General features: G+C 59.2%; 19 protein-coding genes and 1 pseudogene. 12 read left to right on the forward strand and 8 right to left on the reverse strand.

Going from position 1 to position 24,994, the window contains the following annotated elements; translation table 11 throughout:
- Window positions 1-30 precede the first annotated feature (30 nt).
- The 4 genes from ACN2TU_RS13100 to argS all read left to right on the forward strand — a co-directional run bounded on the left by ACN2TU_RS13100 (window position 31) and on the right by argS (window position 6,205).
- Window positions 31-369, forward strand: a complete 339-nt coding sequence (locus ACN2TU_RS13100; protein WP_435155873.1) for a DUF8159 domain-containing protein — start codon at window positions 31-33, stop codon at window positions 367-369.
- Between the two features lie 117 nt (window positions 370-486).
- Window positions 487-2,469, forward strand: a complete 1,983-nt coding sequence (locus ACN2TU_RS13105) for a PQQ-binding-like beta-propeller repeat protein (protein ID WP_435155874.1) — start codon at window positions 487-489, stop codon at window positions 2,467-2,469.
- Window positions 2,470-2,554: 85 nt separating this feature from the next.
- Window positions 2,555-4,402, forward strand: a complete 1,848-nt coding sequence (locus ACN2TU_RS13110; protein ID WP_435155875.1) for a twin-arginine translocase subunit TatC — start codon at window positions 2,555-2,557, stop codon at window positions 4,400-4,402.
- Between the two features lie 51 nt (window positions 4,403-4,453).
- Entirely contained in the window at window positions 4,454-6,205 is a 1,752-nt protein-coding gene (gene argS, locus ACN2TU_RS13115; protein ID WP_435155876.1) for an arginine--tRNA ligase, read from the forward strand.
- Window positions 6,206-6,371: 166 nt separating this feature from the next.
- Here the strand turns inward: argS and minD are convergent, their stop codons facing one another.
- Window positions 6,372-7,814, reverse strand: coding sequence for a cell division ATPase MinD (gene minD, locus ACN2TU_RS13120; protein WP_435155877.1), 1,443 nt, complete (start codon window positions 7,812-7,814; stop codon window positions 6,372-6,374).
- 136 nt (window positions 7,815-7,950) lie between these two features.
- Here minD and ACN2TU_RS13125 point away from each other — a divergent pair, with 136 nt between their 5' ends.
- Window positions 7,951-8,517 (forward strand): cysteine hydrolase family protein, encoded by a 567-nt coding sequence (locus ACN2TU_RS13125; protein ID WP_435155878.1) that lies wholly within the window; start codon window positions 7,951-7,953, stop codon window positions 8,515-8,517.
- A 72-nt stretch (window positions 8,518-8,589) separates the two neighbouring features.
- Here ACN2TU_RS13125 and ACN2TU_RS13130 read toward each other — a convergent pair whose 3' ends face one another.
- On the reverse strand, window positions 8,590-9,348 hold the full coding sequence (locus ACN2TU_RS13130; RefSeq protein WP_435155879.1) for a superoxide dismutase: 759 nt from the start codon (window positions 9,346-9,348) through the stop codon (window positions 8,590-8,592).
- 131 nt (window positions 9,349-9,479) lie between these two features.
- On the opposite strand from ACN2TU_RS13130, the gene prf1 reads away from it, so the two are divergent.
- Window positions 9,480-10,721: a peptide chain release factor aRF-1 gene (gene prf1 / locus ACN2TU_RS13135; RefSeq protein ID WP_435155880.1), complete on the forward strand. Its 1,242-nt coding sequence runs from the start codon at window positions 9,480-9,482 to the stop codon at window positions 10,719-10,721.
- A 78-nt stretch (window positions 10,722-10,799) separates the two neighbouring features.
- On the opposite strand, the gene ACN2TU_RS13140 is transcribed toward prf1, so the two are convergent.
- Window positions 10,800-11,642, reverse strand: coding sequence for a hypothetical protein (locus ACN2TU_RS13140; RefSeq protein WP_435155881.1), 843 nt, complete (start codon window positions 11,640-11,642; stop codon window positions 10,800-10,802).
- 211 nt (window positions 11,643-11,853) lie between these two features.
- Window positions 11,854-12,258 (reverse strand): DUF7534 family protein, encoded by a 405-nt coding sequence (locus ACN2TU_RS13145; protein ID WP_435155882.1) that lies wholly within the window; start codon window positions 12,256-12,258, stop codon window positions 11,854-11,856.
- 121 nt (window positions 12,259-12,379) lie between these two features.
- Between ACN2TU_RS13145 and ileS the strand changes: the two genes are divergently transcribed.
- The 3 genes from ileS to ACN2TU_RS13160 all read left to right on the forward strand — a co-directional run bounded on the left by ileS (window position 12,380) and on the right by ACN2TU_RS13160 (window position 17,970).
- Window positions 12,380-15,616: an isoleucine--tRNA ligase gene (ileS, locus tag ACN2TU_RS13150; protein WP_435155884.1), complete on the forward strand. Its 3,237-nt coding sequence runs from the start codon at window positions 12,380-12,382 to the stop codon at window positions 15,614-15,616.
- 154 nt (window positions 15,617-15,770) lie between these two features.
- Window positions 15,771-17,519 carry a hypothetical protein gene (locus ACN2TU_RS13155; protein ID WP_435155885.1) on the forward strand — a complete coding sequence of 583 codons (1,749 nt, stop codon included), beginning with the start codon at window positions 15,771-15,773 and terminating at the stop codon, window positions 17,517-17,519.
- Between the two features lie 232 nt (window positions 17,520-17,751).
- Window positions 17,752-17,970, forward strand: coding sequence for a hypothetical protein (locus ACN2TU_RS13160; protein ID WP_435155886.1), 219 nt, complete (start codon window positions 17,752-17,754; stop codon window positions 17,968-17,970).
- Here the strand turns inward: ACN2TU_RS13160 and ACN2TU_RS13165 are convergent.
- Entirely contained in the window at window positions 17,931-18,779 is an 849-nt protein-coding gene (locus ACN2TU_RS13165) for a ribose-phosphate diphosphokinase (RefSeq protein WP_435155887.1), read from the reverse strand. The genes ACN2TU_RS13160 and ACN2TU_RS13165 overlap by 40 nt on opposite strands.
- A gap of 169 nt (window positions 18,780-18,948) precedes the next feature.
- Here ACN2TU_RS13165 and ACN2TU_RS13170 point away from each other — a divergent pair, with 169 nt between their 5' ends.
- Window positions 18,949-19,431, forward strand: coding sequence for a hypothetical protein (locus ACN2TU_RS13170; RefSeq protein ID WP_435155888.1), 483 nt, complete (start codon window positions 18,949-18,951; stop codon window positions 19,429-19,431).
- On the opposite strand, the gene ACN2TU_RS13175 is transcribed toward ACN2TU_RS13170, so the two are convergent.
- Both ACN2TU_RS13175 and ACN2TU_RS13180 read right to left on the reverse strand, forming a co-directional pair.
- On the reverse strand, window positions 19,410-20,201 hold the full coding sequence (locus ACN2TU_RS13175) for an HVO_0234 family beta-propeller protein (protein WP_435155890.1): 792 nt from the start codon (window positions 20,199-20,201) through the stop codon (window positions 19,410-19,412). The genes ACN2TU_RS13170 and ACN2TU_RS13175 overlap by 22 nt on opposite strands.
- A gap of 44 nt (window positions 20,202-20,245) precedes the next feature.
- Window positions 20,246-21,118 (reverse strand): DUF7351 domain-containing protein, encoded by an 873-nt coding sequence (locus tag ACN2TU_RS13180; protein ID WP_435155891.1) that lies wholly within the window; start codon window positions 21,116-21,118, stop codon window positions 20,246-20,248.
- A gap of 112 nt (window positions 21,119-21,230) precedes the next feature.
- Between ACN2TU_RS13180 and ACN2TU_RS13185 the strand changes: the two are divergent.
- Both ACN2TU_RS13185 and glmM read left to right on the forward strand, forming a co-directional pair.
- A pseudogene (locus tag ACN2TU_RS13185) lies at window positions 21,231-22,453 on the forward strand (MFS transporter).
- Window positions 22,454-22,500: 47 nt separating this feature from the next.
- Window positions 22,501-23,865 (forward strand): phosphoglucosamine mutase, encoded by a 1,365-nt coding sequence (gene glmM, locus ACN2TU_RS13190; RefSeq protein WP_435155893.1) that lies wholly within the window; start codon window positions 22,501-22,503, stop codon window positions 23,863-23,865.
- 16 nt (window positions 23,866-23,881) lie between these two features.
- Here glmM and ACN2TU_RS13195 read toward each other — a convergent pair whose 3' ends face one another.
- Window positions 23,882-24,994, reverse strand: a complete 1,113-nt coding sequence (locus ACN2TU_RS13195; RefSeq protein WP_435155895.1) for a DUF7118 family protein — start codon at window positions 24,992-24,994, stop codon at window positions 23,882-23,884.

Consider the following 24,994-nt stretch of genomic DNA (forward strand, 5'->3'; position numbering starts at 1 on the left):
CCTTTAGGAGTGGACGACGCTCTTTCGACCATGGATTTCGACCCTGACCAACTCGAAGCACGGTTGATGAGCCACGGCGTTTACGTCACTTCGGTCGAAACCGACGAGGAGCGAATCGAAGTGGAGTACGAATCGATTACCGCCGGAAATTCGGGCGCGGTTCCCCACCGGGAAGTCGGGCGCGTCATCAACGTGGTTCGCGAATTGACCGAGACTCAGAGGAACCTCCGTGGGTGGGTGACCGACCTCGACGGCGAGCAGGTAGGCCGCTGGCAGGCGAAAGCTGAATGGCTCGAAGCACTCGAAGACGGTGAGCTGTCCGAAGTGGATTTTTCGGGGCGTGTAATCGAGAGCATCGACCATTCGTAACGGGTGTTTCGAGAGATTGTAGAGATGCGGACTCGGTGCGGATCCGATTCCGCGATTCGTTCTCCTCGTGGTGGTTCATGCGAAGACCTATTTCGAATCGAGAACATCGTTCTGGAGATGAGCGACTGGTCGCCGACCAGACGGGATTTCGTGCGAAACGCGGCCACGGGAGTGCCCCTAGGGAGCGCGATTGACCAACTTCCACCGGAGCGATTCGTACCGGAACCGAGCACGGTGTGGACACATCCCGTCAGCGACCGGCCCGTACGGATTCTCGGGATAGAACAAGGGACACTGTATGCGAAATCCGAAGAAACCGTGCACGCACTCTCGGCAAAGAATGGACTCGAATACTGGCGATTCGAAGCCGAAAAAGGACGATTGGACGTACACGCAACCGCTGGCACGGTGTTCGTGGAGAACGTCAAATCGATTTACACGCTCTCCGCGACGGACGGGAGCGAACGGTGGCGATACGATGGAAAGCGATTTCCACGGGTACAGTTCGTCGTGGACGATAACGTAATCGTGAGCGACGAAAGGCTACTCGCACTCTCGCTGAACGACGGTGCTACCGAGTGGCGAATCGACCCACAGAATGCCATCACGCACGCCCCTCTCCGTCACGGCGACTATCTGTTCGTCGGGACGTCCGAAGCGAAACTGTACGCGGTTTCGGCCCGCTCCGGTGCGTTCATTTGGCTCAACGAAATCGGTCAGCGCGGAAGCAGTAGTTCGAGGCTGCTACCCGTCGGAGCGACGGACGAGCGAGTTTTCGCGTGGAACAGCGATGATGCAGAACTGTTCGCCTTCACAACGGAAAACGGGGCGAAACGGTGGGAGTTCGATGCGAAAGAAAACGTCGTCAAATTTGGCGACTCCCAGTTTTTCGGAGCGATACGGAAGGATGCCGTATTTCTAGCGGATAGAGGGAATCTCCGAGTGCTCTCTGCAGCGGACGGAACCGAGCGATGGCGCGCGACCATCGACGCGAAGACGAACTGGTCGCCGCGACTGTTCGGCGACACGGTGTACGCTGGCGTCCCGGGACGGCTACGAGCCTTTTCAGCGCGAGGTGGAAACCAACGATGGCAGATGTCTGTTGACGCCGATTTGACGCCAACCGCGATTGGAGCGACGAACGATTCGGTCGTCGTCCACACCACGGGGGGGTCGGGTCAAAGTATATACGACTCCATACGCGCACTATCACCGTCCGACGGCCACGTTCGCTGGCAGTACGAGCCGTCCGCGGACGTTGCATGGAATCCACACGTCGCGGACGAAACGGTCTATTTCAGTACGGTCGGCGGAGCAATCCACGCGCTTACCGACCCCGGTTCGACACCCGTGTACGACGTGGTTCGAACTGCCACGTCTCCGCTCGGGTTGGCCACGGGTGTTCTCCTCGGCGGGGCAGCAGTCGCCGGAGCGTATCGTCGCTATCGCGGTGAGGACGCCATCGAAAGTGACGAAACGGGCGTTCCGATGTGGAACGGCTATGTACTCCACGACCGAATCCACGACGAAACCACCCTCGCCCGCGTACCCGGCGAGGAAAGTGTTCTCCTCCGGCGATTCGAGGGACAACCGAGCAACTTCGAGCAGGACGCGAGGGCGTGGGATTCCCTCGATTTTGATGGCGTCCAACGACTCCACGACTGGGGCGACGACCCGGAACCGTGGATAGCGTTGGAGCGGGTTGAGGGGCGAACACTGGCCGAACTATGTGGCTCGCTCGACCAGCACGAAATCATTCGAACGGTCGCTCGAACGGCCGAAATTGTCCATCGAGCGCACAAAAGGGATGTCGCGCACGAAGACCTCACTGCCGAGAACGTCGTGATGACAGAGTCGGGGGTGACGGTGACGAACTGGCGTTTTACCGGAGCCGACGAATCACAGGTATCGACTACCGAAGAAACCGTTTCGCGACTCGGGAACCTCGCCGAATCAGTGCTAGCCGAGAGCGGCGCTGAGATTTCCGAACCGCTCTCCGACGTGCTGCGACGAGCAACCGCATCCGCCCCCGATGAGCAGTACGACTCAACCCTGAAGTTCGCGGATATGCTCCGATGGGCCGGACGTGCCAGTCGCTAACTGGACACCCGTCGGACGAGGAAAGTTGATAGTTGCGCGAGACGATACTACGTAGTGCGATTACGCGGGGGTTCCGATGTGGGGAATGGGGAGACTTCGATTCGAGGGAGTGCTGGGTACTGCGCTCAGAAGTGTGCGGTCTGAGTTACGGATAGCGTTCATCGTGGGCGTCGTCGGCTTTCTGTTGACGTTTTACGCACTTCGACTGTTCATCTGGCCCGAACTGGCGGGCCAACTACTCAAAATGGACGCGGTGGTCGTCGCAGTTACGCCGTTCGATGTCGTGCTATTACAGGCGAAAATCGGGCTGTTCGCTGGCATACTGTTCGCTGGCGGCTGGATTCTATATCGTTCCCGGGAGACCCTTAGCGCACGAGGACTCACCCTTCCGGGACGGCGACGGACGCAGTTGCTGGTCGGGATACTAGCCGTCGTCCTGTGTCTCGGGGGCGTCGTCTACGCCTACTTCGTCTTCCTCCCGCTCCTGTTCGGCTTTCTCATCAGCAATGCGGTGACGTCGGGCTTTCAGCCGACCTACTCCATTGTGGAGTGGACGCAGTTCGTCTTCCTGCTGACGCTCGTCCTGGGCCTGACCGCCGAACTCCCGCTGATCATGGGTGGGTTGGTGTACGCCGACATCGTCTCACCCGACCTGTTTCGGGAGTACTGGCGGCACGCCGTCTTCGCCATCGTCGTTATCAGTTCGATGGTGAACGGGTCGCCCGACCCGTTCTCGATGTCGCTCGTTGCGATTCCGATGACGACGCTGTACTTCGTCGGACTCGGAACCGCGAGGGTGGTTGAACGAACCAGCGGCAGTAGCAACTCGCGGGGTGGCCACTCTGAAAGTGGCCATCCCGCTCAAATCGACCTCGCCGACCTCGATGCAAGTGGAGTTCGTGCCGCGCCGCCCGAATCCTTCGCCGACATGACGGAACACGAAGCGCTCGAACTCGCAGACAGCGCACTCGATGCGGGCGATTCCGAGAAAGCCGACGCGATTCTCGACCGATTCGACGAGCGCGATGAGTCCGATGGACGAGTTGTGGAGGGGTCACAGAACGACAGGAAAGAGGGAGGGAACGGGAATTCCGACATGTCGAGCACCGTCGAACGAACAGCGAGCAGGATGGCGACAGCGTTCGCCGAGGAGGAAACAACGGAGGATGACATCGGCGGTTACTACTACGACCTGCGGTTCGTTATCGGAAGCCTGCGGAGCAAATCGTTCCGTCTCGTCGTCGTCTTCATGGCCGTCGTCGCGCTGGTGTTCACCTATCTCTACCAAGGCGGTATCGGCGCGATCAAGCGCGATTTCCTGATTCATCTCCCTGCGGGAACACCGATCAGCGACGTGAACATCGTCCTCCTGCACCCCGTCGAAGCACTCGCGTTCGAGATGAAGGTTAGTCTCCTCGTCGGCGTCGTCGCCGTGCTACCACTCGTGCTGTACTACGCGTGGCCGGCCATCGAAACGCGAGAGTTGGCGCGTGCCAACCGCAACGTCTTTTTCGTCTGGGCGGGCGTGCTCGCGGTCGGCCTCCTCGGCGGAAGCGTCGTCGGCTATCGGTTCCTCGCGCCGAGCGTGATTTCCTACCTTGTCGCCGACGCACTCGCCGCGGACATGATTATCGCCTATCGCACCGCCGCGTTCTTTTGGCTCGTCTTCGCCACGACGGTCGGCGTCGGCCTCTGGATCGAAATCCCGGTGACGATGCTGTTGTTCCACCACAGCGGCGTCGTCCGCTACCGAACCATGCGCACCTACTGGCGACAGGTCGCTGTCGGCGTGCTGGTCGCCTCCTCCCTCCTGCCGGGCGGCGTGTTGTTGATGGTCGGGGTCGGAGTCGCGGTCATGCTGGCCTATGGCGTCGGTCTCGGAATCCTCTGGGTGGATTCGCTCGGCGAGCGGTTGGTTCGTGCAACCACCTAACCGCCGCTATATTCAGAAACCCATTTACTGGCGCACCAGAAACGAGTGGGTATGTTCCTGACGTTCAGGGAGGAAGTCGAGGCCGCCCTTCACGGGGCGCTCTCTTCGCTCGACCTCCCGACCGACGACCTCGGAATCGAAACGCCCCCGGAGGGTGTAGACGCCGTCCTCGCCTCCAGCGCGGCGTTCCGACTCGCCGGGGAAGTCGGCGCACCGCCACCGAAGGTCGCGGCAGACATCGCAGGGGAAATCGACGCCGACGAGTTCACGTACATCGCCGACGCGACACCGCAAGGACCCTACGTCAACTTCCTCCCAAGCGGTGCGTACTACGACGAGACGGTTACCGCGGGACAGAACGACGAGTACGGCCGCCTCGAATCCACGGGCGAGAGTGTCGTGGTCGAGCACACCAGCGCGAACCCGACCGGCCCGGTTCACGTCGGCCGCGCCCGTAACCCGATAACGGGGGACGCCATCGCGCGCATCCTCGATTTCGCGGGCCACGACGTTGACCGTCACTACTACGTCAACGACGCTGGCCGACAGATTGCGGTGTTTACGTGGGCCTACGAAACCTTCGACGAGGACGACCTGCCCGAACCGGAACGCGAACGCGCCGACTACGACCTCGTGCGCTACTACCGCAAAGGAAACGCCTACCTCGAAGAGGCCGACCCGGAGGACGTGGACGAGGCCGAAACCGAAATTCAGGCAATTCTACAAGGACTCGAAGACGGCGACGAAGCGACCTACGAGCGCGTCAGCGAAGTGGTCGATACCGTCCTCTCCGGCATGCGCGTCACATTAGACCGCCTGCCTGCGGAGTTCGACGAGTTCGTCAAGGAAACCCAGTTCATGTTCGACGGGAGCACCGACGACGTGGTTTCCCGCCTCAAGGAGAGCGAATATGCGGTGTACGAAGAGGATGCGTGGCAACTCGACCTCTCCGAATTCGGCTTCGAGAAGAACCTCGTCTTCCTGCGCTCGGACGACACGAGCCTGTACACGACCCGCGACTTGGCCCACCACGAGTGGAAATTCGACAACTATGACCGCGCCGTGACGGTCATCGGCGAAGACCACAAACTGCAAGCCGAGCAACTCGCGCAGGCGCTGGAAATCCTCGGCAACGACACGGAGAAATTGACCGCGTTCCACTACTCGTGGGTCAACCTCCCCGAGGGCGGGATGAGTACCCGCGAAGGGACGGGCATCGACATGGACGACCTGCTGGACGAGGCCGAAAAACGCGCCCGTGAAGAGGTCGAAAAGCGCATGGACACCCGCATCCGTGACGACGAACTCACCGAGGCGGACATCGACCGCATCGCCAGGCAGGTCGGAATCGGCGCGGTGCGTTACGACATCATCTCGAAACAGCCGACCAAGACGATTACGTTCGAGTGGGAGCGTGCGCTGGATTTCGAAGCCCAGAGCGCTCCGTACGTCCAGTACGTCCACGCACGCACCTGTGGGATTATCGAGGAGGCAGGTGGGGAGGTTCCCACGGAAATCGACCCGTCGCTTCTCGACAGCGATGCGGAACAGGAACTCATCGAGGTCATCGCGCGCTTCCCGCACGTCATCGAGGAGGCCGCGGACGACCTCGAACCGCACGCCGTTGCCACCTACACCCGCCAGTTCGCGGAGACGTTCAACACGTTCTACCGCGAATGTCCGGTTCTCACGGCGGATGACGACGACCTGCGCGACGCCCGCCTCGCGCTCGTGGCCGCGTCGAAACACACCATCGCGAACGCGCTGAACGTCATCGGCATCGAAGCACCCGAGTCGATGTAGAGAAACCGGAGGCTCACGAACAACTCACCGCCGACGAACAGTATCGCGCCAGCCCCGAACCCAAGCGCGAGCAGTACGAACAGCACTATCCACCAGAACGGAACCGAACCCTCTTCCGCCATTCCACGTCCCTAAACCACGCCGGAACACTTGGCTGTTATCGACGTTATCGGAACAGGGAACCGATTCGACCGAACAGTCCGTTCGTTTCTTCCTCATCGGGATGTTCTTTCTCGTCGGTTTCGTCGGCATTCAACTCCGGACGCACGGGTTCGTCCTGAAACGGTACCGCATTCATATCCTGTCTTTCGTCCGACTCAGCTTCGACGATTTCATCGGGTAAGTCGGAAGATTTGTTCCCGATTGCATTCGAGTCATTCGTGGTCAGAGTAGCGTTCTCGGTCGATTCCTCGGGTTCTTCGATGGAGTCGGCGAGAGCCGTGTCGAAATCGTCTTCGTTCGAGTCAGAATCGACAGTCGTCCCGTCGTCCCCCTCTTCCGTAGGGTCGATAGATGGTGCGGAAAATTCGTCGTCCGGAGCCTCCTCCAACTCGTCGAAGCTCTTTTCGAACTCCGGTTCGGTGTCCTCGGAGTCAGCCGACGCCGCAGCGGTGGAGGGAGCATCGTCCGGCACCGCCTCGACGGTCGGTTCACCGTCGTCGGACGCGTCGTCCGTTTTGATGACGCGCCTGTCGATGAGGTCGTGGTCGGGGTCGGAACCGAGAATATCGTGGTTCGTGTCGGCATCGACTTCCTGGCCATCGGATTCACGCTGGTTGGACTCCGTATCAGGGTTCGACTGGACTGGTTCCGGTTGGTCAGAACCCGACTCGGAGTCGGCAGCCACCGACTCCGAGGACACCGTCGAACTCGGACTGGGTTCGCCCGAGAATTCAGGCGTGTCCGTCTCGCCGGTGAGAATGTCGGCGAGTTCGCGGTACGCAGTTGCGGCGGAGGCGTTCGGTGCGAACACTGCCAGCGGTCGACCCGCATCGATTCCCATCGGCACCGTTTCGTCGTCCGGAACCACGGTGAGAACATCCGTGTCGAGGGTTCCCTCCACGTCGTCCGCGTTCAGGATGTCGTTACTTCGGTGGGTGAGCACTGCACCGCGAACGGTTCCTTCGACACGGTTCGTGAGTTCCGCAGTTTTCGCGGTGTCGCGGACTGCGGCAACGTCCGGCGTCGTGACGAGGAGAACGCCGTCCGCGAGCGAGAGAGGGAGAATGGTGTCGTAACTGATGCCCGCGCCGGTATCGAGCAAGACGTACTCGTACTCGTCGCGGAGTTGGGCGACAACCTGTTGTAAGTTCGCCGTTTGCGACTGCGCGAAGGCGTGAATGTCGGTGCTGCTGGGGAGCACGTTGATATCGCCCGGCGCGTCGTAAATCGCGTCCTCGACGGTCGCATCGCCCGCAAGCACCTCGTGGAGAGTCGAGCCAGTCGGCTCGAAATCGAGGTAGCCTTCGACGTTCGCCATCCCGAGGTCGGTGTCTACGACGATTACCTCGTGCTCCGCCGACGCGAGCATCGCGCCGAGGTTGATTGCGGTCGTCGTTTTCCCAACACCTCCTTTCCCACTTGCAACCGCGTATACTGTCCCGGTCATGGTTGTTACGTCAAACCGAACAATAGCACGTATATAAACCTAGTCCGTTGGCGGGAAGAAACTATCGTGCATCAACGAATCGCTACCGGCCTGCAGTGGCGAACGATAGAAGTGATAGACCGCCCCCTATCCACGTATGGCTCTCGAACTCACATCAGACGACGTCCTGCTCGCTATCGACTTCCAGCAGGGCTTTCGAGATTCTTCGTGGGGAAAGCGCAACAATCCCGATGCCGAAGAACGCGCGAGTGAACTGCTCGCTGCGTGGCGCGGTGCTGGCCTCCCCGTCGTCCACGTTCGACACGACTCCCAAGAAGAAAATTCACCACTCAGAGGCGACAGCGAGGGATTCTCGTTCCTCCCGGAGATGCAACCGGAAGCCGACGAACGAACCTTCGACAAGCAGGTCAACAGCGCCTTCATCGGCACCGACCTCGAATCGTGGCTCCGCAAAGGTGGGTACGAAACCCTTGTCGTCGTCGGATTGACCACCGACCACTGCGTCTCGACGAGTACCAGAATGGCCGAAAACCTCGGATTCCGACCAATCGTCGTGTCCGACGCGACGGCGACGTTTGACCGTATCGCGCCGGACGGAACCGAAATCGACGCCGAAACGAACCATCAGGTCGCACTCTCTCACCTTCAAGACGAGTTCGCCACGATTGTGGACGCCGACAAGATGCTGGCCGTTCTGCAGTAACTTTCGAAGAATTGAGCGCGTTGGAATCGAATGGATTCGATTCGTCCGAACGAGTAGTGAAAGGGAGTGTTGTCAACAGTCGCCGAACACGTTTGCGTTCTGAGCCGTCTCGTACCGCTTTGCAACGCTATCCCAGTCTACGACGTTCCAGAAGTTATCGACGTAATCGCCGCGAGCGTTCTCGTACTGGAGATAGTAGGCGTGTTCCCAGACGTCCAGGACGAGGAGCGGTGTCGAGCCTTGAACTGCGATATCGTTGTGATTTTCCGCCTGAATGACCATTGGTTCGTCCGAGATATGGTCGAAGACCAGCATTCCCCAACCGGATCCCTCGACGTTCTTGGCCGCCGCGGAGAAGTCTTGCTTGAATCCCTCAAATGAACCAAAATGCTCGTCGATAGCATCGGCGAATTTACCGTACGGTTTCCCGCCACCGTCCGGTGACATACTCTTCCAAAACACGGAGTGATTAACGTGTCCTGATAGATTAAACGAAAGGTCGCGTTTGACTGCTTTCACCTCGTCGAAATTTCCCGATTGTCGCATTTCTGCTAGCGATTCGAGCGCAGCGTTCGCACCATCGACGTAGCCCCGATGATGTTTATCGTGATGCAATCGCATGATTTTCGCGTCGATCGTCGGTGCCAGTGCGTCGTACTCGCACGGGAGCGGGGGAAGTTCGTACGTCATGGTTGTGTTGGAAGTTTCGTCTTCTGCGATGGCGGTCGGCATGCTAATACCGACGATTCCGGCAGTAAGACCAGTCATTTGGAGGAACGACCGGCGCGTTGAGGCTGCGGACAGCGTCGTCGGTTCGTTTCTGTCGCTCATATTCTATGCCACCATAGTAAAATATTAATTCGAGTAGTAAAATATAATTTTCCGATTCAAAAATGGGTTTGTCGTCAAAGACGATGGAAGGTCAAAGGGTACTTACCGATAGAAGCGGCTAGAAGGGAGTAATGAGCCAGCAGGAGGAAGGACAGTCCGACAGGAAACGATACGAGTTCCAGAAGGTCATCGAGGATCTGAAACAGTACGAAGGCTCTGGGACGCAACTCGTTACTATCTACATCCCATCGGACAAACAAATCAGCGACGTAGTCGCGCACGTCACACAGGAGCACAGCGAAGCGAGCAACATCAAGTCAAAACAGACGCGAACGAACGTTCAGGACGCGCTCACGTCCATCAAAGACCGTCTTCGGTACTACGATACGTTCCCGCCGGACAACGGTATCGTCATCTTCAGTGGTGCCATCAACTCCGGTGGCGGCCAGACGACCATGGTCACGAAGGCACTAGAAGACCCGCCGGAACCGGTGCAATCGTTCCGGTACCACTGTGACTCGGCGTTCCTCACGGAACCGCTGGAGGAGATGCTCGGCGACAAGGGACTGTATGGCCTCGTCGTGCTCGACCGACGCGAGGCAAACGTCGGCTGGCTGAAAGGGAAACGGGTCGAACCCGTCAAATCCGCCTCGTCGCTCGTGCCGGGGAAGCAGAGAAAAGGTGGTCAGTCCGCTCAGCGTTTCGCCCGCCTTCGATTGGAGGCTATCGACAACTTCTATCAAGAAGTCGCAGGAATGGCGAACGACCTGTTCGTTCCGAAGCGCCACGAGATGGACGGCGTCCTCGTCGGCGGTCCCTCGCCGACCAAGGACGAATTCCTCGACGGAGATTACCTCCATCACGAACTTCGGGACATGGTTCTCGGGAAGTTCGACGTGTCCTACACCGACGAATCCGGACTCTACGACATCGTAGATGCGGCGTCCGAGACGCTCGCCGACGCCGAGGTGATGAAGGACAAACAGGAGATGGAGACGTTCTTCAAGGAACTCAACGAGGGCGACCTCGCCACCTACGGATTCGAACCGACGCGCAAAAACCTCGTGATGGGCGCGGTTGACCGCCTACTCCTCTCCGAAGACCTCCGCAAAGACGTGGTCGTCTACGACTGCGGCGACAAGGAGGAGTACGAGTTCATCGACCGCCGAAAGAACACGCCGGAGCACACCTGCGGTGACGGTTCGGAAGCCGAGATGGTCGAGCGCGAGGACGCCATCGAATACCTGATGACCATCGCCGAACAGCGCGGTACGGAGACGAAGTTCATCAGCACCGACTTCGAGAAAGGCGAACAACTGTTGAACGCCTTCGGTGGCGTCGCTGGCATCCTTCGATATTCGACCGGCGTCTAAACTGGCTGTTGTCCTTCCGACGTCGATTCGTTTTTATCGTGTTTCGAACGGACTTCGAGACAGTGAACGCGTCGTCGATCATTCGTCGCTCGATTGCTTTCGACCCTTCGGCATCGTGGAGTAGTTCAGCGTAACGTCGATATCCGGGCGATTGCTCGGCATCGTCGAGAATCTCGTACTGACCTCCATGTCCGGGCGGTTTTCCGGCATTGTCGAACCGGCGGTGACGCTTTCGCTGGCGGATTCCCCCTCACCACCCGAACCTAATTCGCTCGCTTCTATCTGTTCTTGCAGTCGGTCACGGGCCGTCTCGATTTGCTCGCGGAAATCCTCCACGTTCTCCGCCAATTGGGACTGCAACTTTCCTTCGGTGGCCTCCGAAGCGATTTCGGACTGTTCGTCCGCCGTTTCAGCGAGTTCCGAATCCGCGTCGTCTTCCCCGCTGTCGTCGCCGCCGAGGGCATCCGAGAACTCCTTGCTCTCCTCCCATATCTCCTGCATCTCCGCGGAGCTCCAGAACTCGCGGAAATCGACCGCCGTCGCGAGCGCTTTGAGGTCAAGCGCCTTTCGAAGGTCACCACTCTCGACCGCTTCCGGAACGTTCGAGAATTCGATGACGTTCGGTAACTCCGAAACGTCAACCGTTTCAAAAAACGTCTCCGCGTCGAATGAATCAAAGACATCCTCACCTTCGTCAAGCACCGTCCAGAGGTCGTCGGCCGTGGTGGTTACTTCGTCGAACGTTTCGGCGGATTCGAAGGCATCTTCGAGTCGTCCGACGGACGCTCGAACGCGGTTCGTGAACGCGTCGAGGGAGCTATCGGCGTCGTCGTCCGCAGGTGGCTGTTCCGACCGCGAACTCTCGAAGTCCGCGAGTGACTGTTCCAGTTCGTCTGTGAGATCGTCGAATCGGTCGGGCATTGGAATCACCAGAGTTTGGGAACTCACGAAAGCAGTTACGGACGACCGGAACGTGTGTTGACGGTGCCAAACACGGTTCTCCGGGAGGCCCGAGAGACTGTATCGGAGTCCTGTCTGTACACTGTCCGAGGGACTGGTTTATAAATTTACTCTCTGATATTGAAAGCCAGAACCACAACTGGAACTGAGCATCGATTGTCAGTGTATGCAGTCAAGCAATCTCCAGAATCCGCTCGTACTGACGCCGGTAGACAAGAACGTACGTGACTGAAAGAGTCACTGCGAAGCAGGCAGGCACGAAGAGCGTCCGCGTAAATTGGTCGGGTGGTGCGAAAAAAGTCGCGACAACCGTCGCAGAGAGACTGCTGATTGCGAACGTCTGCGCGATGAGATTTCCGCGCGTCGGTGGCCGCTGTCGCTCGTGCAAGTGGCGATACCTGATGAGGTAGTACAGTGCGGGGAGCCAGAAGAAAATGGACGAAATGCTCCAGAACGAAGGAAACGAACTTCCTCGGGCGGTGGCGTCGGAGTACACCCAGTAGTTCACCGAGAGAACCGTGACCACGTACATGGCAAGGGATGCGAGATACCAGGGAGACAGGGAGGGAATAAACATGAATTCGAGCAAACACTACAAGTATTTACCGTAGAATCGGCTCGAACCCACGCTGCGTCACGGAGTACAGGTCAACTGCATAACCGAACCCACTTTATTGTCGGGGGCACTCACATCGCACATGAGTAGATTCGCGGAAGTAAACGACCAGTACGAACCCGAGTCGGTCGAAGACCGGGTGTTCGACTACTGGGACGAGGTGAACGCCTACGAGAAAACGAAGGCAAACCGGGAGGGTGCGGAACGATTCTTCTTCGTTGACGGCCCACCCTACACCTCCGGGGCGGCCCACATGGGAACGACGTGGAACAAGTCGCTGAAGGACGCCTACATCCGCTACCTGCGAATGTCCGGCTACGACGTAACCGACCGCCCGGGCTACGACATGCACGGGTTGCCCATCGAGACGAAGGTCGAGGAGCGGATGGGCTTCGAGAACAAGAAGGACATCGAGGAGTTCGGGATGGAGAACTTCATCCAGGAGTGCAAGGAGTACGCCGACGAGCAGTTGGCGGCGATGGACGAGGACTTCCAATCGTTCGGCGTCTGGATGGACTGGGACAACCCCTACAAGACGGTGAACCCCGAGTACATGGAAGCCGCATGGTGGGGCTTCCAGCAAGCCCACGAACGCGGTCTCGTAGAGCAGGGCAAACGCTCCATCAGCCAGTGTCCACGCTGTGAGACCGCAATCGCCAACAACGAGGTCGAGTACGAGGACGTGGACGACCCGTCCATCTACGTGAAGTTCCCATTGAAGCACAGAGAAGGAAGTCTCGTCATCTGGACGACGACACCGTGGACGGTTCCGGCGAACACCTTCGTCGCCGTCGATTCGGAGGGCACTTACGCCGAAGTTCGTGCAACCAAGAACGGCAAGACTGAGACGCTCTACGTCGGCGAGCCCAAGATCGAGGAAGTTCTGAAGAAAGGTCGCTACGACGACTACGAAGTCGTGTCCGAACTGACCGGCGAGGAACTCCTCGGGTGGGAGTACGAGTACCCGCTGGACGACGAAGTGCCGAACCACCCGAGCGGCGAAGGAACGCTTCAGGTGTACGAAGCGGATTACGTCGAGGTCGATGGGGACGGTACCGGACTCGTCCACTCCGCGCCCGGCCACGGTGAGGAGGACTTCAACCGCGGGACGGAACTCGGTCTGGACGTGTTCTGTCCCGTCGGCGGCGACGGCGTCTACGGCGACGCAGGCGGCAAGTACGAGGGACAGTTCGTCAAGGACGCCGACGAGGAGATCATGGCCGACCTCGATTCGAACGGCCACCTCCTCGCCTCCGGCACCGTCAACCACAGCTATGGCCACTGTTGGCGGTGTGACACGGGTATCCTCCAGATCGTCACCGACCAGTGGTTCATTACGGTCACCGACATCAAGGACGAACTCCTCGACAACATCGAGGACAGCGAATGGTATCCACAGGAGGCCCGCGACGAGCGGTTCTACAACTTCGTAGAGAACTCGCCCGATTGGAACGTCTCGCGCCAACGCTACTGGGGCGTTCCGATCCCCATCTGGACGCCAAGCGCGGACGAGTCCGCGAACGGGAGCGGTGAAACCGCGGACGGCTGGAACGGAAACATGGACGATGTGGTCGTCGTCGGCACCCGGGAGGAGCTCGCTGAAGCGGTTGACCAAGACGTAGACCCGGAAGAAGTCGACCTTCACCGACCCACGGTTGACGACCTGACCATCACGAAAGAGGGCACGACCTACACCCGCGTTCCGGACGTGTTCGACGTGTGGCTGGATTCCTCGGTCGCGTCGTGGGGAACGCTCGACTATCCCAGCAACGAAGAGGACTTCGAGGAACTGTGGCCCGCCGACCTCATCATGGAAGCCCACGACCAGACCCGCGGATGGTTCTGGTCGCAACTCGGCATGGGCACCGCCGCGCTCGGCGAAGTACCGTACGACGACGTGCTGATGCATGGGTGGGCGCTTGCCGAAGACGGGCGGAAAATGTCGAAATCAATCGGGAACATTGTCTCCCCCGAAGAGGCAATCGAGCGCCACGGGGCGGACCCGATGCGCCTGTTCCTCCTCTCGCAGAACCCGCAGGGTGAGGACATGCGCTTCTCGTGGGACGAGATGCAGAACATGCAGCGGAGTCTGAACATCCTCTGGAACGTGTTCCGATTCCCTCTCCCCTACATGCGATTGGACGGCTTCGACCCGAAGGAGGTCGATGTGGAGGATGCCGAAACCGAACTGGTAGACGAGTGGATCCTCTCGCGCCTCCAGACCGTGACGGCGGAGATGACCGAGCAGTGGGACGAATATCGCCAGGACCGAGCGCTTCGTTCCCTGCTCGACTTCGTCGTGGAGGACGTGTCGCGATTCTACATCCAGGTCGTCCGCGAGCGGATGTGGGAAGAAGAGGACAGTGAGAGCAAGCAGGCCGCCTACGCGACGTTCCACCACGTCCTGAAGACGGTCGTTGCACTGCTCGCACCCTTCGCCCCCTTCGTCAGCGAGAAAATCTATCAGAACCTCACGGGCGACGAGGGTAAGGAGAGCGTCCACATGCTCGACTGGCCCGAAGTCGAGGAGTTCTGGCACGACGAAGAGATGGAGGCCGACGTGGCAGTGCTCCGCGCCGTCGAGGAAGCGGGCGCGAACGCCCGCCAGCAGGCCGAGCGAAAGCTCCGCTGGCCCGTCTCCCGAATCGTTGTGGACGCGCGGGACGACAGCGTCGTCCGCGCGGTCGAGAACCACAGCGACTTGCTGGCGGATCGCTTGAACGCCCGCGATGTCGAACTCGTCTCGCCCGACGAAGGATGGGGCGAACTCGCGTACAGCGCCGAGGCGGACATGAGCGTCCTCGGCCCGGCCTTCGGTGGCGATGCAGGCAAAGTGATGAACGCGCTCAACGAGGCTCGCGTCAGCGACGCAAGCCTCTCGGAACTCGAAAGTGCGGTCGCGGACGCGCTCGGCGAGGGGGTCGAACTGGACGACGAGATGGTCGAGTTCGTCACGCAGACGCCGGAGGACGTGACCGGCACGCCGTTCACAGTAAACGGCGACGAATTCGGCGTCGTCTACGTCGATACGACGCTCACCGAGGACATCGAAAGCGAGGGTTACGCCCGCGAAGTCATCCGCCGTGTCCAGGAAATGCGCAAGGAGATGGACCTCGATATCGAGGAGGAAATCCGCCTCGAACTCGACGTTCACGACGACCGAGTGGCCGACTTCGTCGAAGACCACATGGAGCTGGTGAAAGACGAGGTACGTGCCGAAAGCGTCTGCGACGTCGAAGATGGCCATCGCAAGGAATGGGATGTCGAAGACGTGAAAATGACCATCGCTATCGTGCCGCTTGCGGAAGCCGAGGCGTAGGGATCGACTGCAAACAGAATCGAATTGCAGTTATTTATCAGCCGTTTTTGAGTTGAGTTGAAAATGCGCGTGATTAAGTGAGTACAGTCGCCAATTTACGCGAAGTAGCGGCCACTTGGTGGCGAACGTCGAATATGAATGAGTTACGAGAATAATGAATATCCAGCCACTGGCGAACGAGTCGGGAATCGAGATCATCGACCCCATCGAAAAGACGCGGTACGTACTCCACACTCCAGAACCAGTTTCGCTTACGCCGGTCGAAGCAGAAGGTCTCGATTTTCCGGTCGAGAAAGCGGTTGAACTGCAAACGTCGGCAATCATCCGTCAGAAAGGAAGCTACACATTCATCCGCGACGATGATTTTTCCGTCGTTTTTGATAGTAACGAAGCGAGTGCCATCGAACGGTTACCGAGCGACATGTACTGTGTCGAAGTCGGTGGGACACCGATGAAAATATATTTTTCAGTCACCAGTTCGATCGTCTTCGAACAAAGTAATTCTACATCGAAATTCAAATTCGGCAGCGAACAACGGGTCGTCGTCGGTGCTCGTTCACGGCATAAAACACCTGCTGGCACCATCTCGGTCACCGACGATACCGAAGACGTGATGCAGGCGATGTCGTTACTCGGGTCATCGGTAAAGACGGGAAGCCCGGAACGCTCGTTTCCAACGCTTCGCGGGCACCCGCCACTCATCGAGCGTGGAGACGAATTTCACGTTCCCGAATCGGTCGAAGAGCCGACGACGAACGCGACGCTCGTTCTCCCGTCGAAACGCAAGTATTTGTACCCGGCGACCCCGCTCGCGTTCTACCTTGGTGCGTCCATCGAAGCGGGAAACAGCCCACGACTAGTGGTGGGGGACTTCGAATACGATTTACTGCATCATGACACATACGAGCGAACCGTCGAGCGCGTCTTCCAGCAAGCGTTCTTTCTGGACTGTCTCACACGGACGAACGGCTTATATCCGGTAACGCTTCACGAGCGTGAATTGGTCAAAGGGAATATCGATTTGGATTTCGAAAGTCTCTACGGGGCATCGGTATCGGAACGCCTCGACGAGTATCTCGATGTTCCGTTCGATGCCCTCGAGCCAGCCATGCCGACATGGCATCTCGCCGTCGATATGGTTCCGGCCACGAAAAACGTCGAATTACTCCCGTTTTTGGCGAACAGTCTCGCACTGATTCGAACGGCGAACCCGCCAACAACGCCAAAACCGATGGCAGAGGCGGCTGAATCGATGACCGATTTTTATCGGGAAACGTACTCGGAACCCGACTTCCCACCGAACGGCGAGCAGATATCATCCTCTCACATTTTCGAACTGGCGGGCGAAACCGATACGAAGGAACCTGCATGGGTTGGGCCGGGGTACCCACTTCAGTGGAACAAACTGACCCACGCGAGCCTTTATCGGAGCGCTGTTCGGAGCGAACGCTTCGATGCGACGGATTCGACTATCGACATCGAAATCGTCTGTAACGACCCCTCGATGGAGAACGAAAGCGATGTCATCCGTTACTACGACCTTCGGGACTTGCCACAGTTCGATGTGTCCGTTCACCACCGGACGACGATGGCCGAACTCGTGGAACTCCTCGGTACACAGTCAGACTTCTTTCATTATATCGGGCACATTTCCGACGACGGCATCCGTTGCGTAGACGGATATCTCGACGCAGAGAGCCTCGCCGAAGTGAACGCCAAAACGTTTCTGCCCAACGCGTGTAGCTCCTACGAGCAAGGGAGCACACTCATCGAACGTGGCGTGGTTCCACGGCAGAGGTCGTTACGCTCTCGAAAGTCGGCAACACTTCTGCGACGGATATCGGCCAAACATTCGTCCGGTTGCTCAGTGTCGGATTTGCGTTCCGAACTGCGCTGTCGATAGTTCATCAATATTTCCTAACTGGGTATCGCTATGTCGCCATCGGCGATGGCAGTGTGAGAATATGCCAAGGGGAAAGTAATTATGGAGCCATCCCTCACATCAACTCCATCGATTCGGATACGGTCATCGTCGAAATGTCGGTATTTACACAATTGAAGAGTCCGGGGGGATCGTCGAACTACCCGTGGAGAGACGATGCATCACGGTACTACCTTTCTACCGACCACTACCCGTGGAGGATGCATCACGGTACTACCCTTCTACCGGCCAAATCGCGACAGTTCGTGTCTCCTTAGACGAACTGGATGAGTTTTTGAACGAGCAGAACGCGGCCATCGAAATCGACGGGGGACTGTACTGGAACAAAGAGATGTCGGCGAACGGTGTCCTAGAATTACTGGAATACGATCCTCATAACGCGTCAGCGATGTCGGGCGCGACGGACACCTGACTCACCGCGCGTTCGATGGTGTCCGTCCCGTACACCGCTTCGACACCTGCGTTTGCGAGTTTCGTCCGGGCATTCTGTGCCAGCATCGGGTGGACGCAGGTGACGAATACGCGACCGACATCCCGTTTCTGGAGCAGGGACACGGCTTCACTCATGGTCGAACCGGTGGCGATGATGTCGTCGGTGACGACCACATCCCTGCCGCTCACGTCGGTATCGCTGGGTGTCATCTCGACTTCGGTTCCGGAGAGTCGCTTCTTCTCGAAGTAGTCCGTGACACCGCGACCGTACGTCTTTTGGACGGTGTCGGCGATATCGAGCGCCCCTTCGTCGGGTGAGAGAAACACGGGGTCGGTCAGGTCGGCGGGCAGTGGGTCGGCGAGACGGCCTGCGGCGTCCACCGATTCGGCGGGAACGTCGAAGAAGTCACAGACGGCGGTTTCGTGTGGATTGACCGTGAGCACGCGGTCGGTTCCGGTGCTGATGGCGCGCGCGACTGCGCGGGACGAAATCGGCTGACCGCGTTCGAACGTTTTGTCCTGCCGGGCGTAGCCCATGTACGGGAGGACGGTAACGACTTCCTCGGCACCCCACTCGGCGGCGGCGTCCTGCAACTGGAGCAGTTCGAGATGCGCGTCGCTGGAAACAGTCGAAGCAATGACGATGGCACGAGTGTCCTCGAATCCAGGCGCGCTTGCGAGCAATTCGCCGTCCGGGAACGACCGATACTCCACGGACGCGAGCGGTTCGTCCAGTTCGTCGGCAAGTGTGGCCGCCAAAGATTGCGAGGCAGACCCACTGAGTATCATACGAAAAATCTGGGTAGCCCCGCTTAAACCCGTTTTCACTCGGTCGCCCGAGTGACCGTGGCTCCTTTAGACAAACGGACCCGACGCAACAGATCGAGAGAACGGGCGCTATATTCCTATATGAATATAATAATATTTTATTTATATTTTAAAATAGTAGTGTCGTTCAATGGTCTCGGTAACCCGGCTCAGTGTTGATGTATCATTGCCGGTAGACGAAACCGACCTCACGCCAGCCGAGACAAGTGTTTTGAACCTGCTCGCGGAAGGTCGGTGTACCCCTGCATACGTCGCCAGCGAATTAGCAGTCAGAGCAGATACAGCGAGAGCCACGCTTGACGGATTACGGGAACTCGAACTCGTCGAGAAACCGTATCGTGGACTGTACGAGCTACGACTCGATACCGACGATGACGCGAAATACAGGACGACGGAAACGCTCCTCGTGAACGTTCCGTTCGAAGACGACGAGTTCACGCCAACCGAACGAGGAGTTCTCAATCTCCTCCTCAAAGGACGAGCGATACCTGCCTATCTCGCACAGGAACTCGACGTTACACAGGCATGTGCTAAAGACCGCCTCCGCGAACTCACTCGGCTCGAACTCGTCCGGAAGGTTCATTGCGGACTTTACGAACTCGATGTGGAGTAGCACACCGAAAGCGCCCGAACCCCTGTTAGTCCCAGATGGCGGCTCCGCCACCCATTCCCGACCGACGAAAGAAACGTTCCTGATTCGGTCGCGACGTACACTCCCTCACCGAATCCGATAGCCGCGACGGGGTCAGCCACCGGAAGCGCGACTTCTTGCCAGTCGTCTCCATCGCGAACGAACAGCGCGTCGGCGGCAGCATACGCGTCTTCATCGGTCGAACTCACGACGCGAAAGTCACCATCCAGTGCATCTATCCAACCGTTTCCGAGCCAGTAGAGGCCCTCAGCCGTGGCCGCGAGTGGAACGCCGTCGGTAGAAACGTCTCGAACGTCGTTCAGACCGACGTTCCGGACTCCGTCGTCCACGATTTGATAAATACCGTCGGCAGTCGCCAGCATATCCCCGTCGATAGCCCGTACTTCGGGAAGCGAGGCCAGTTCATGCCATTCGTCGTCGCCGTCGTCGTACCGCGCGAGGGTTCCGTCGTCGCCCGCCGCGAGGAGGGTATCGCCGTCGAAACCGACCGCAACTGTCGGGCCGAATCCGAGCGTGCGGAAATCGCTGTCGAGCGCGTCTTCGTCGGTGGCGACTGCGAGCGAATCGCCCACAGTCGCCACATCACGGGCAACGCAGCGGTGGGCCATCGAAAACTCACCCACGATGTCCCCGGAGATTTCGACGCGGACGACGCCCAGTTCCGTAGCGACGTAGACGGTTACCGTCCCCTCCCGGTCGTTGTAGACGCGTTTCTCGTCGATACTGGTCATGCCCGAGTTAGGGATGCGAATCGTGGAAAACGTTCGGGTTCGGATTACCGCCGTTCGGTTTCGGTCGAAACGACGGTTCCCTCGTCGTCGAACGTCAACTGTAACTCCTCGCCGTCGAACGGGATTCGCAGTCGGAGGGAAAGCGGGTCGTCTTCGATGACAGAAAGGTAGTTGCGGTGGAGCGCCCAGTCGACATCCCACAAGGGACGGGCATCGATATCGACGCCGTGAGCGTCGTGAAAGCCGACGACTCGCGGATGGTCGCGGACGAGACAGCCGAGGGGAAGGTTCGCCATCGCCCAGCATTCGCGGCACGTCACCCGGAGTCGGTACGGCACGTCGCCGATGCTGAGGTTCGGGTCAGTGTCGGTCAGTTCCCCGTCCATGTGGGAACCACATTCCGGGCACGTTCCAGCGGATGCGAGGGCGTTCCAGCGACGAGTCCACGCGTCGAAGGCGGAAAGAAGGTCGTCTCTGCGCGTGGTTGGAGCGGGTGGAAACGGGTTATGGAGGATTTCTTCGCTGCAGTCGTCACAGGTGATGCGGATTCGTTCGTGTTCGTATTGTGCGGAGAGCGCTTCGTTCCCGCAGTTGTAGCACGTTCCGGATGCCGAGAGGGTCGTGCCGTCCGCTTTTTCGGTGAAAATTCCGGCCGTCAGCGCGCTGGCAACTTTTCGCCCCGCGTAGGTGAGTTCGTAGCCCTCCGGCGTTTTTCGGACGTACTGCCCGACGAGACGCTGAAGGTGGTAGTTGAAGTTGCCACTGTCGCGGAGGCCGACGCGTCGTTTGAGTTCCGCGTAGGAGAGGGCGTATTCACCCTCGCGGAATGCCTGCTGGAGTTCGTATAGCATCGACACCAGTCGCTCGTTTCCGATCGCGGCGAGTACGTCGCCCGGGTCTGGACGTGAGTCGTCCATCGTAGCTACAAGTCGCCTCCCGTCCCGTATATCTCCCTCGAAAAGATGTCAACTATCTATGTGCAATCTCGTGCGCAGAACGATTTCAAAACGGCAGTCCCTTCGGTTTCGTATGCGGGGTTTGAGTCGAAATATCGGCCTCTACTACGCCTATAAGGCGACCAAGGCGGTCGAGTTCTAGCGCCCGATAATGTATCTCTACTTCCTCTCGCTCGGGTTGGATTTCACCGCCATCGCAGTTCTCGAAGGGATTTACAACGTTACGACCGTTCTCGGCGAGATTCCGACAGGCTACGTCGGCGACAGAATCGGGCGCAGAAACAGCCTGCTCATCGGAACCACGGTCATCACGCTGACGCTCGTCGGTATCGGCTTTGCGGAAACCTTCCTCGAACTCGCCGTGCTGTACGCCTGCTGGTCGATGGGGTACAACTTCCGGTCGGGAAGTGACGACGCGTGGCTATACGACACGCTCACCGACGAGCTGTCGGCAGACCAGTTCGCTGACGTTCGCGGGCGCGGACAGGCAGTCGCTCTCCTCGTCGGCGTCCTCGGCAGTGTCGCCGGTGGCTATCTCGGCAACATCGACCTGGCGTATCCGTTTCTGGTGGCCGCCGGAGTGTCTGCTATCGGTGTGCCGATATTGCTGAGTTTGGAAGAACCGACGAGCTACGAGGAAAGCGATGCGGATGATCTCGGTCTGCGGGAGGCGGTCGGCGTCATCGGCGAAACGCTCTCGCATCTTCGACTTCGTGCGTTCGTAGTTTACTACTTCGTCCTCTTCTCGGCGGTCTCGTATCTCGTCTTCATGTACGTTCAACCGGTACTCGAAACGGTTCTCCCGCAGGTTGGGGTTTCTGCTAGCGAAGTCGAACCGCTTCTCGGCTGGTTCTACGCGGCGATTAGCCTCTTTTCGGCGGGACTGAGCTATCACACCGGGACGATTCGAGAGCGGGTGGGACTTCGACAGTGGTTCCTCGCCATTCCGTTCGTCGTCGGAATCGGACTCATCGCGCTCCGAGCACTACCGATTCTGGCGATTCCGGCGTTCCTGTTCGCTCGTGGAATCGCCGAAACGTCGCGGTCGCTGGCTTCGCAGTACGTCAATGACAGAATCGACACCCTCGGACGGGCAACCGTGCTCTCCGCGTTGGCCATGGTGAGTTCCTGACGGTCATCCCGTTCCAACTCGGCAGTGGCCTGATTTCGGATACGACATCGCCGCTGACAGCACTCGCGGTCGCTGGCGGGGTTTTGATAGTCGGGTCGTTCGCCGTCCTCGCGTGGGAATCTCCTGTCAAATCGGCCATCGGACACCCTTCTGAGGCGGAGTAGCGCGGGTATTCGGAATCTCTTTCAAGACAGAATCCCCACCCCAGAACATGAAGGTGTTCGGGTCGAGCGGAACGCGAGGGGTCGCAAACGACGAGTTGACCCCCGAGTTCGTGCTCAAGATTGCGAAAGCGGCAGGGACGGTGTGGCGCTCCGACCGAGTCGCTCTCGCACGAGATACGCGGGCCACTGGCGACATGCTCGCCGATGCCGCCGCCAGCGGGTTAGCGAGCGTCGGGGCGGACGTATACCGCCTCGGTGTCGTGCCGACGCCCGGTGCGCAGGCGTACGCGGAACGCGAGGGTGTTCCGGCATTGATGATAACAGCGAGTCACAACCCGCCGGAGTACAACGGCGTGAAGCTCATCGGCAACGACGGCATCGAACTCGCCATCGGGAGCCTAGAGCGCATCGAAGGGAAGTTCCTGACCGAGGCGTTCGAAGCAGTTCGCTGGAGCGAAACGGGCCACAGCCACCGTATCGAGGATGCCCGTGATTGGTACATCAGCCAGCTTCTCGAAAATATCGACACGACGAAAATCGTCGACACGAACCTCACCGTCGCCCTCGACCCCGGACACGGTGCAGGCTCGCTCACCTCCCCTGAGTTCTTCCGAAAACTCGGCTGTGACGTCGTCACGGCGAACAGCCAACCCGACGGTCACTTTCCCGGACGCAATCCGGAACCGGTTCCGAAGAACCTCCGTGACCTTGGACGACTGGTCGAATCGAGCGGTGCGGACGTGGGAATCGCACACGATGGGGATGCAGACCGCGCCATTTTCTACGACGAAAACGGCGACTACATCGAGGGCGACGCGACGCTAGCCGCGCTCGCCGCCGCACAACTCGAACCCGGCGATGCCGTCGTCTCCGCCGTCAACGTCTCCCAGCGTCTCGTGGACGTTGCCCGCGAAACGGGTTCGACGCTCGAACTAACACCCATCGGCAGCACGAACATCATCACCCGTATCCGTGAACTAGAAGACCAAGACGTGACGGTGCCCGTCGCTGGCGAAGGCAATGGCGGCATCTTCTTCCCGAACTATCGACTGACCCGCGACGGCGCGTATACCGCCGCGAAATTCCTCGAACTGCTGGTCGACCGAAACGCCAGCGAAGTTGTCGAACCGTACAACGGCTATCACAACGTCCGAACGAACATCTCGTACACGACGGACGCCGAACACGACGCGCTGCTTTCCGCCGCCGAGCAGAAAGCGAACGAGTCGGACGCGGAGTTGAACACCCGTGACGGCTATCGACTCGACTTTGGCGACGCGTGGGTGCTCGCGCGATCCAGCGGTACCGAGCCGATGGTTCGAATCTACGCGGAGGCACGCGAACGCCACCGCGCCGAAGAACTGTCGGAGGAGATGGAAGACGCCCTTCGAACCGCGAAAGCAAGCGTCTGAGCGGAAGAGCTGAAAATTATCGTTCCGGAAAGTCCGCTAATGCGTCCGACAATTCCGTTTTTCTCACACGAGTCCGTTCGAGTTCGTCTTCGACAGCGCCGCTGGTAAGACGCTCGCGTTCCTCATCGGTCAACTCCGCTCGCGCCTGTGCCGCCGTTCGCAAAGTGTCGAACCGGGAGTCGTGGGTGAGTCGCTGAACCTCGCGGAGTCGAGCGACCGCCTCCGCCGACGCGAATCGGTCTGCGACGCGAATCGCTTCCTCACACCACCATCGGAGTTCGTTGGCAGGGGCTGGCGGCCACCCGATCATGAGAGGGTCTGCGTCGAGGCGGTCGAGATACGTCTCGTTCGTGGCAACGGCGCGTTTCAGTTCGGCGGGGTCGGTCACGTAGTGGTCGAGTTTCGACCGGGAGTAACGGGCGAGTTCGAGCAACTTGGGAATCGGTTTCTCGCCCGCGTCGGTTTCGAGCACGTAGGTTCGGAGTTCATCCGGCGGCGAATCGAACTCGATGAGGGGGTACTGCTCGGTCGCGGTGAGAAACCGAACGACCTCGCGGGCGCTCGATTGGCGTTTGAACTCGCGGAACGCCACAGAGACGGCCTCGTCCGCGGTTTCAATCGGCTCGCGGAGTTCCTCGGTCGGGGCGTCCAAGTCGGCCGCACCCAACTCCTGAAGTCGCTCTAAATCGTCGATCCGTTCGTCCAACTCGGTGATTCTGTTGGCGACGTCGTGACGAGCGTCGCGGTATCGCTCGCGGCGTTCTCGACGCTTGTCGAGGAGGGCTGCGATTTCCTCGGCGGGTTCGAGCGTGCTGCGAATCCGGTCGAAATCATCCTCGCTCAATCGGCGTTTGTTGGAGATGTCCTCCGCCCGCTCGAACGACTCGCGGGCGGGAACGTCGTCGGGGAGGTTCGTCACTAGGTCGGCAAACTGGCCCTGAAACTCCACGAACGACTTGAAATCCCCGGTTCCGGTGGCTTTGCCTTCGTACCGGTTGAGCAGTTTGGTGGCGCGGTCGTGGGCGTCTCCAACCGCCTCGACCCGCGTTTTTCCGTGTTCGGTGACTGCGGCCTCGACTTCTCGACAGGCTTCGTCCGCACTCCGGAGGTCGGTGAGTGGGTCGCTCAT

Source organism: Haladaptatus marinus, from assembly GCF_051194195.1.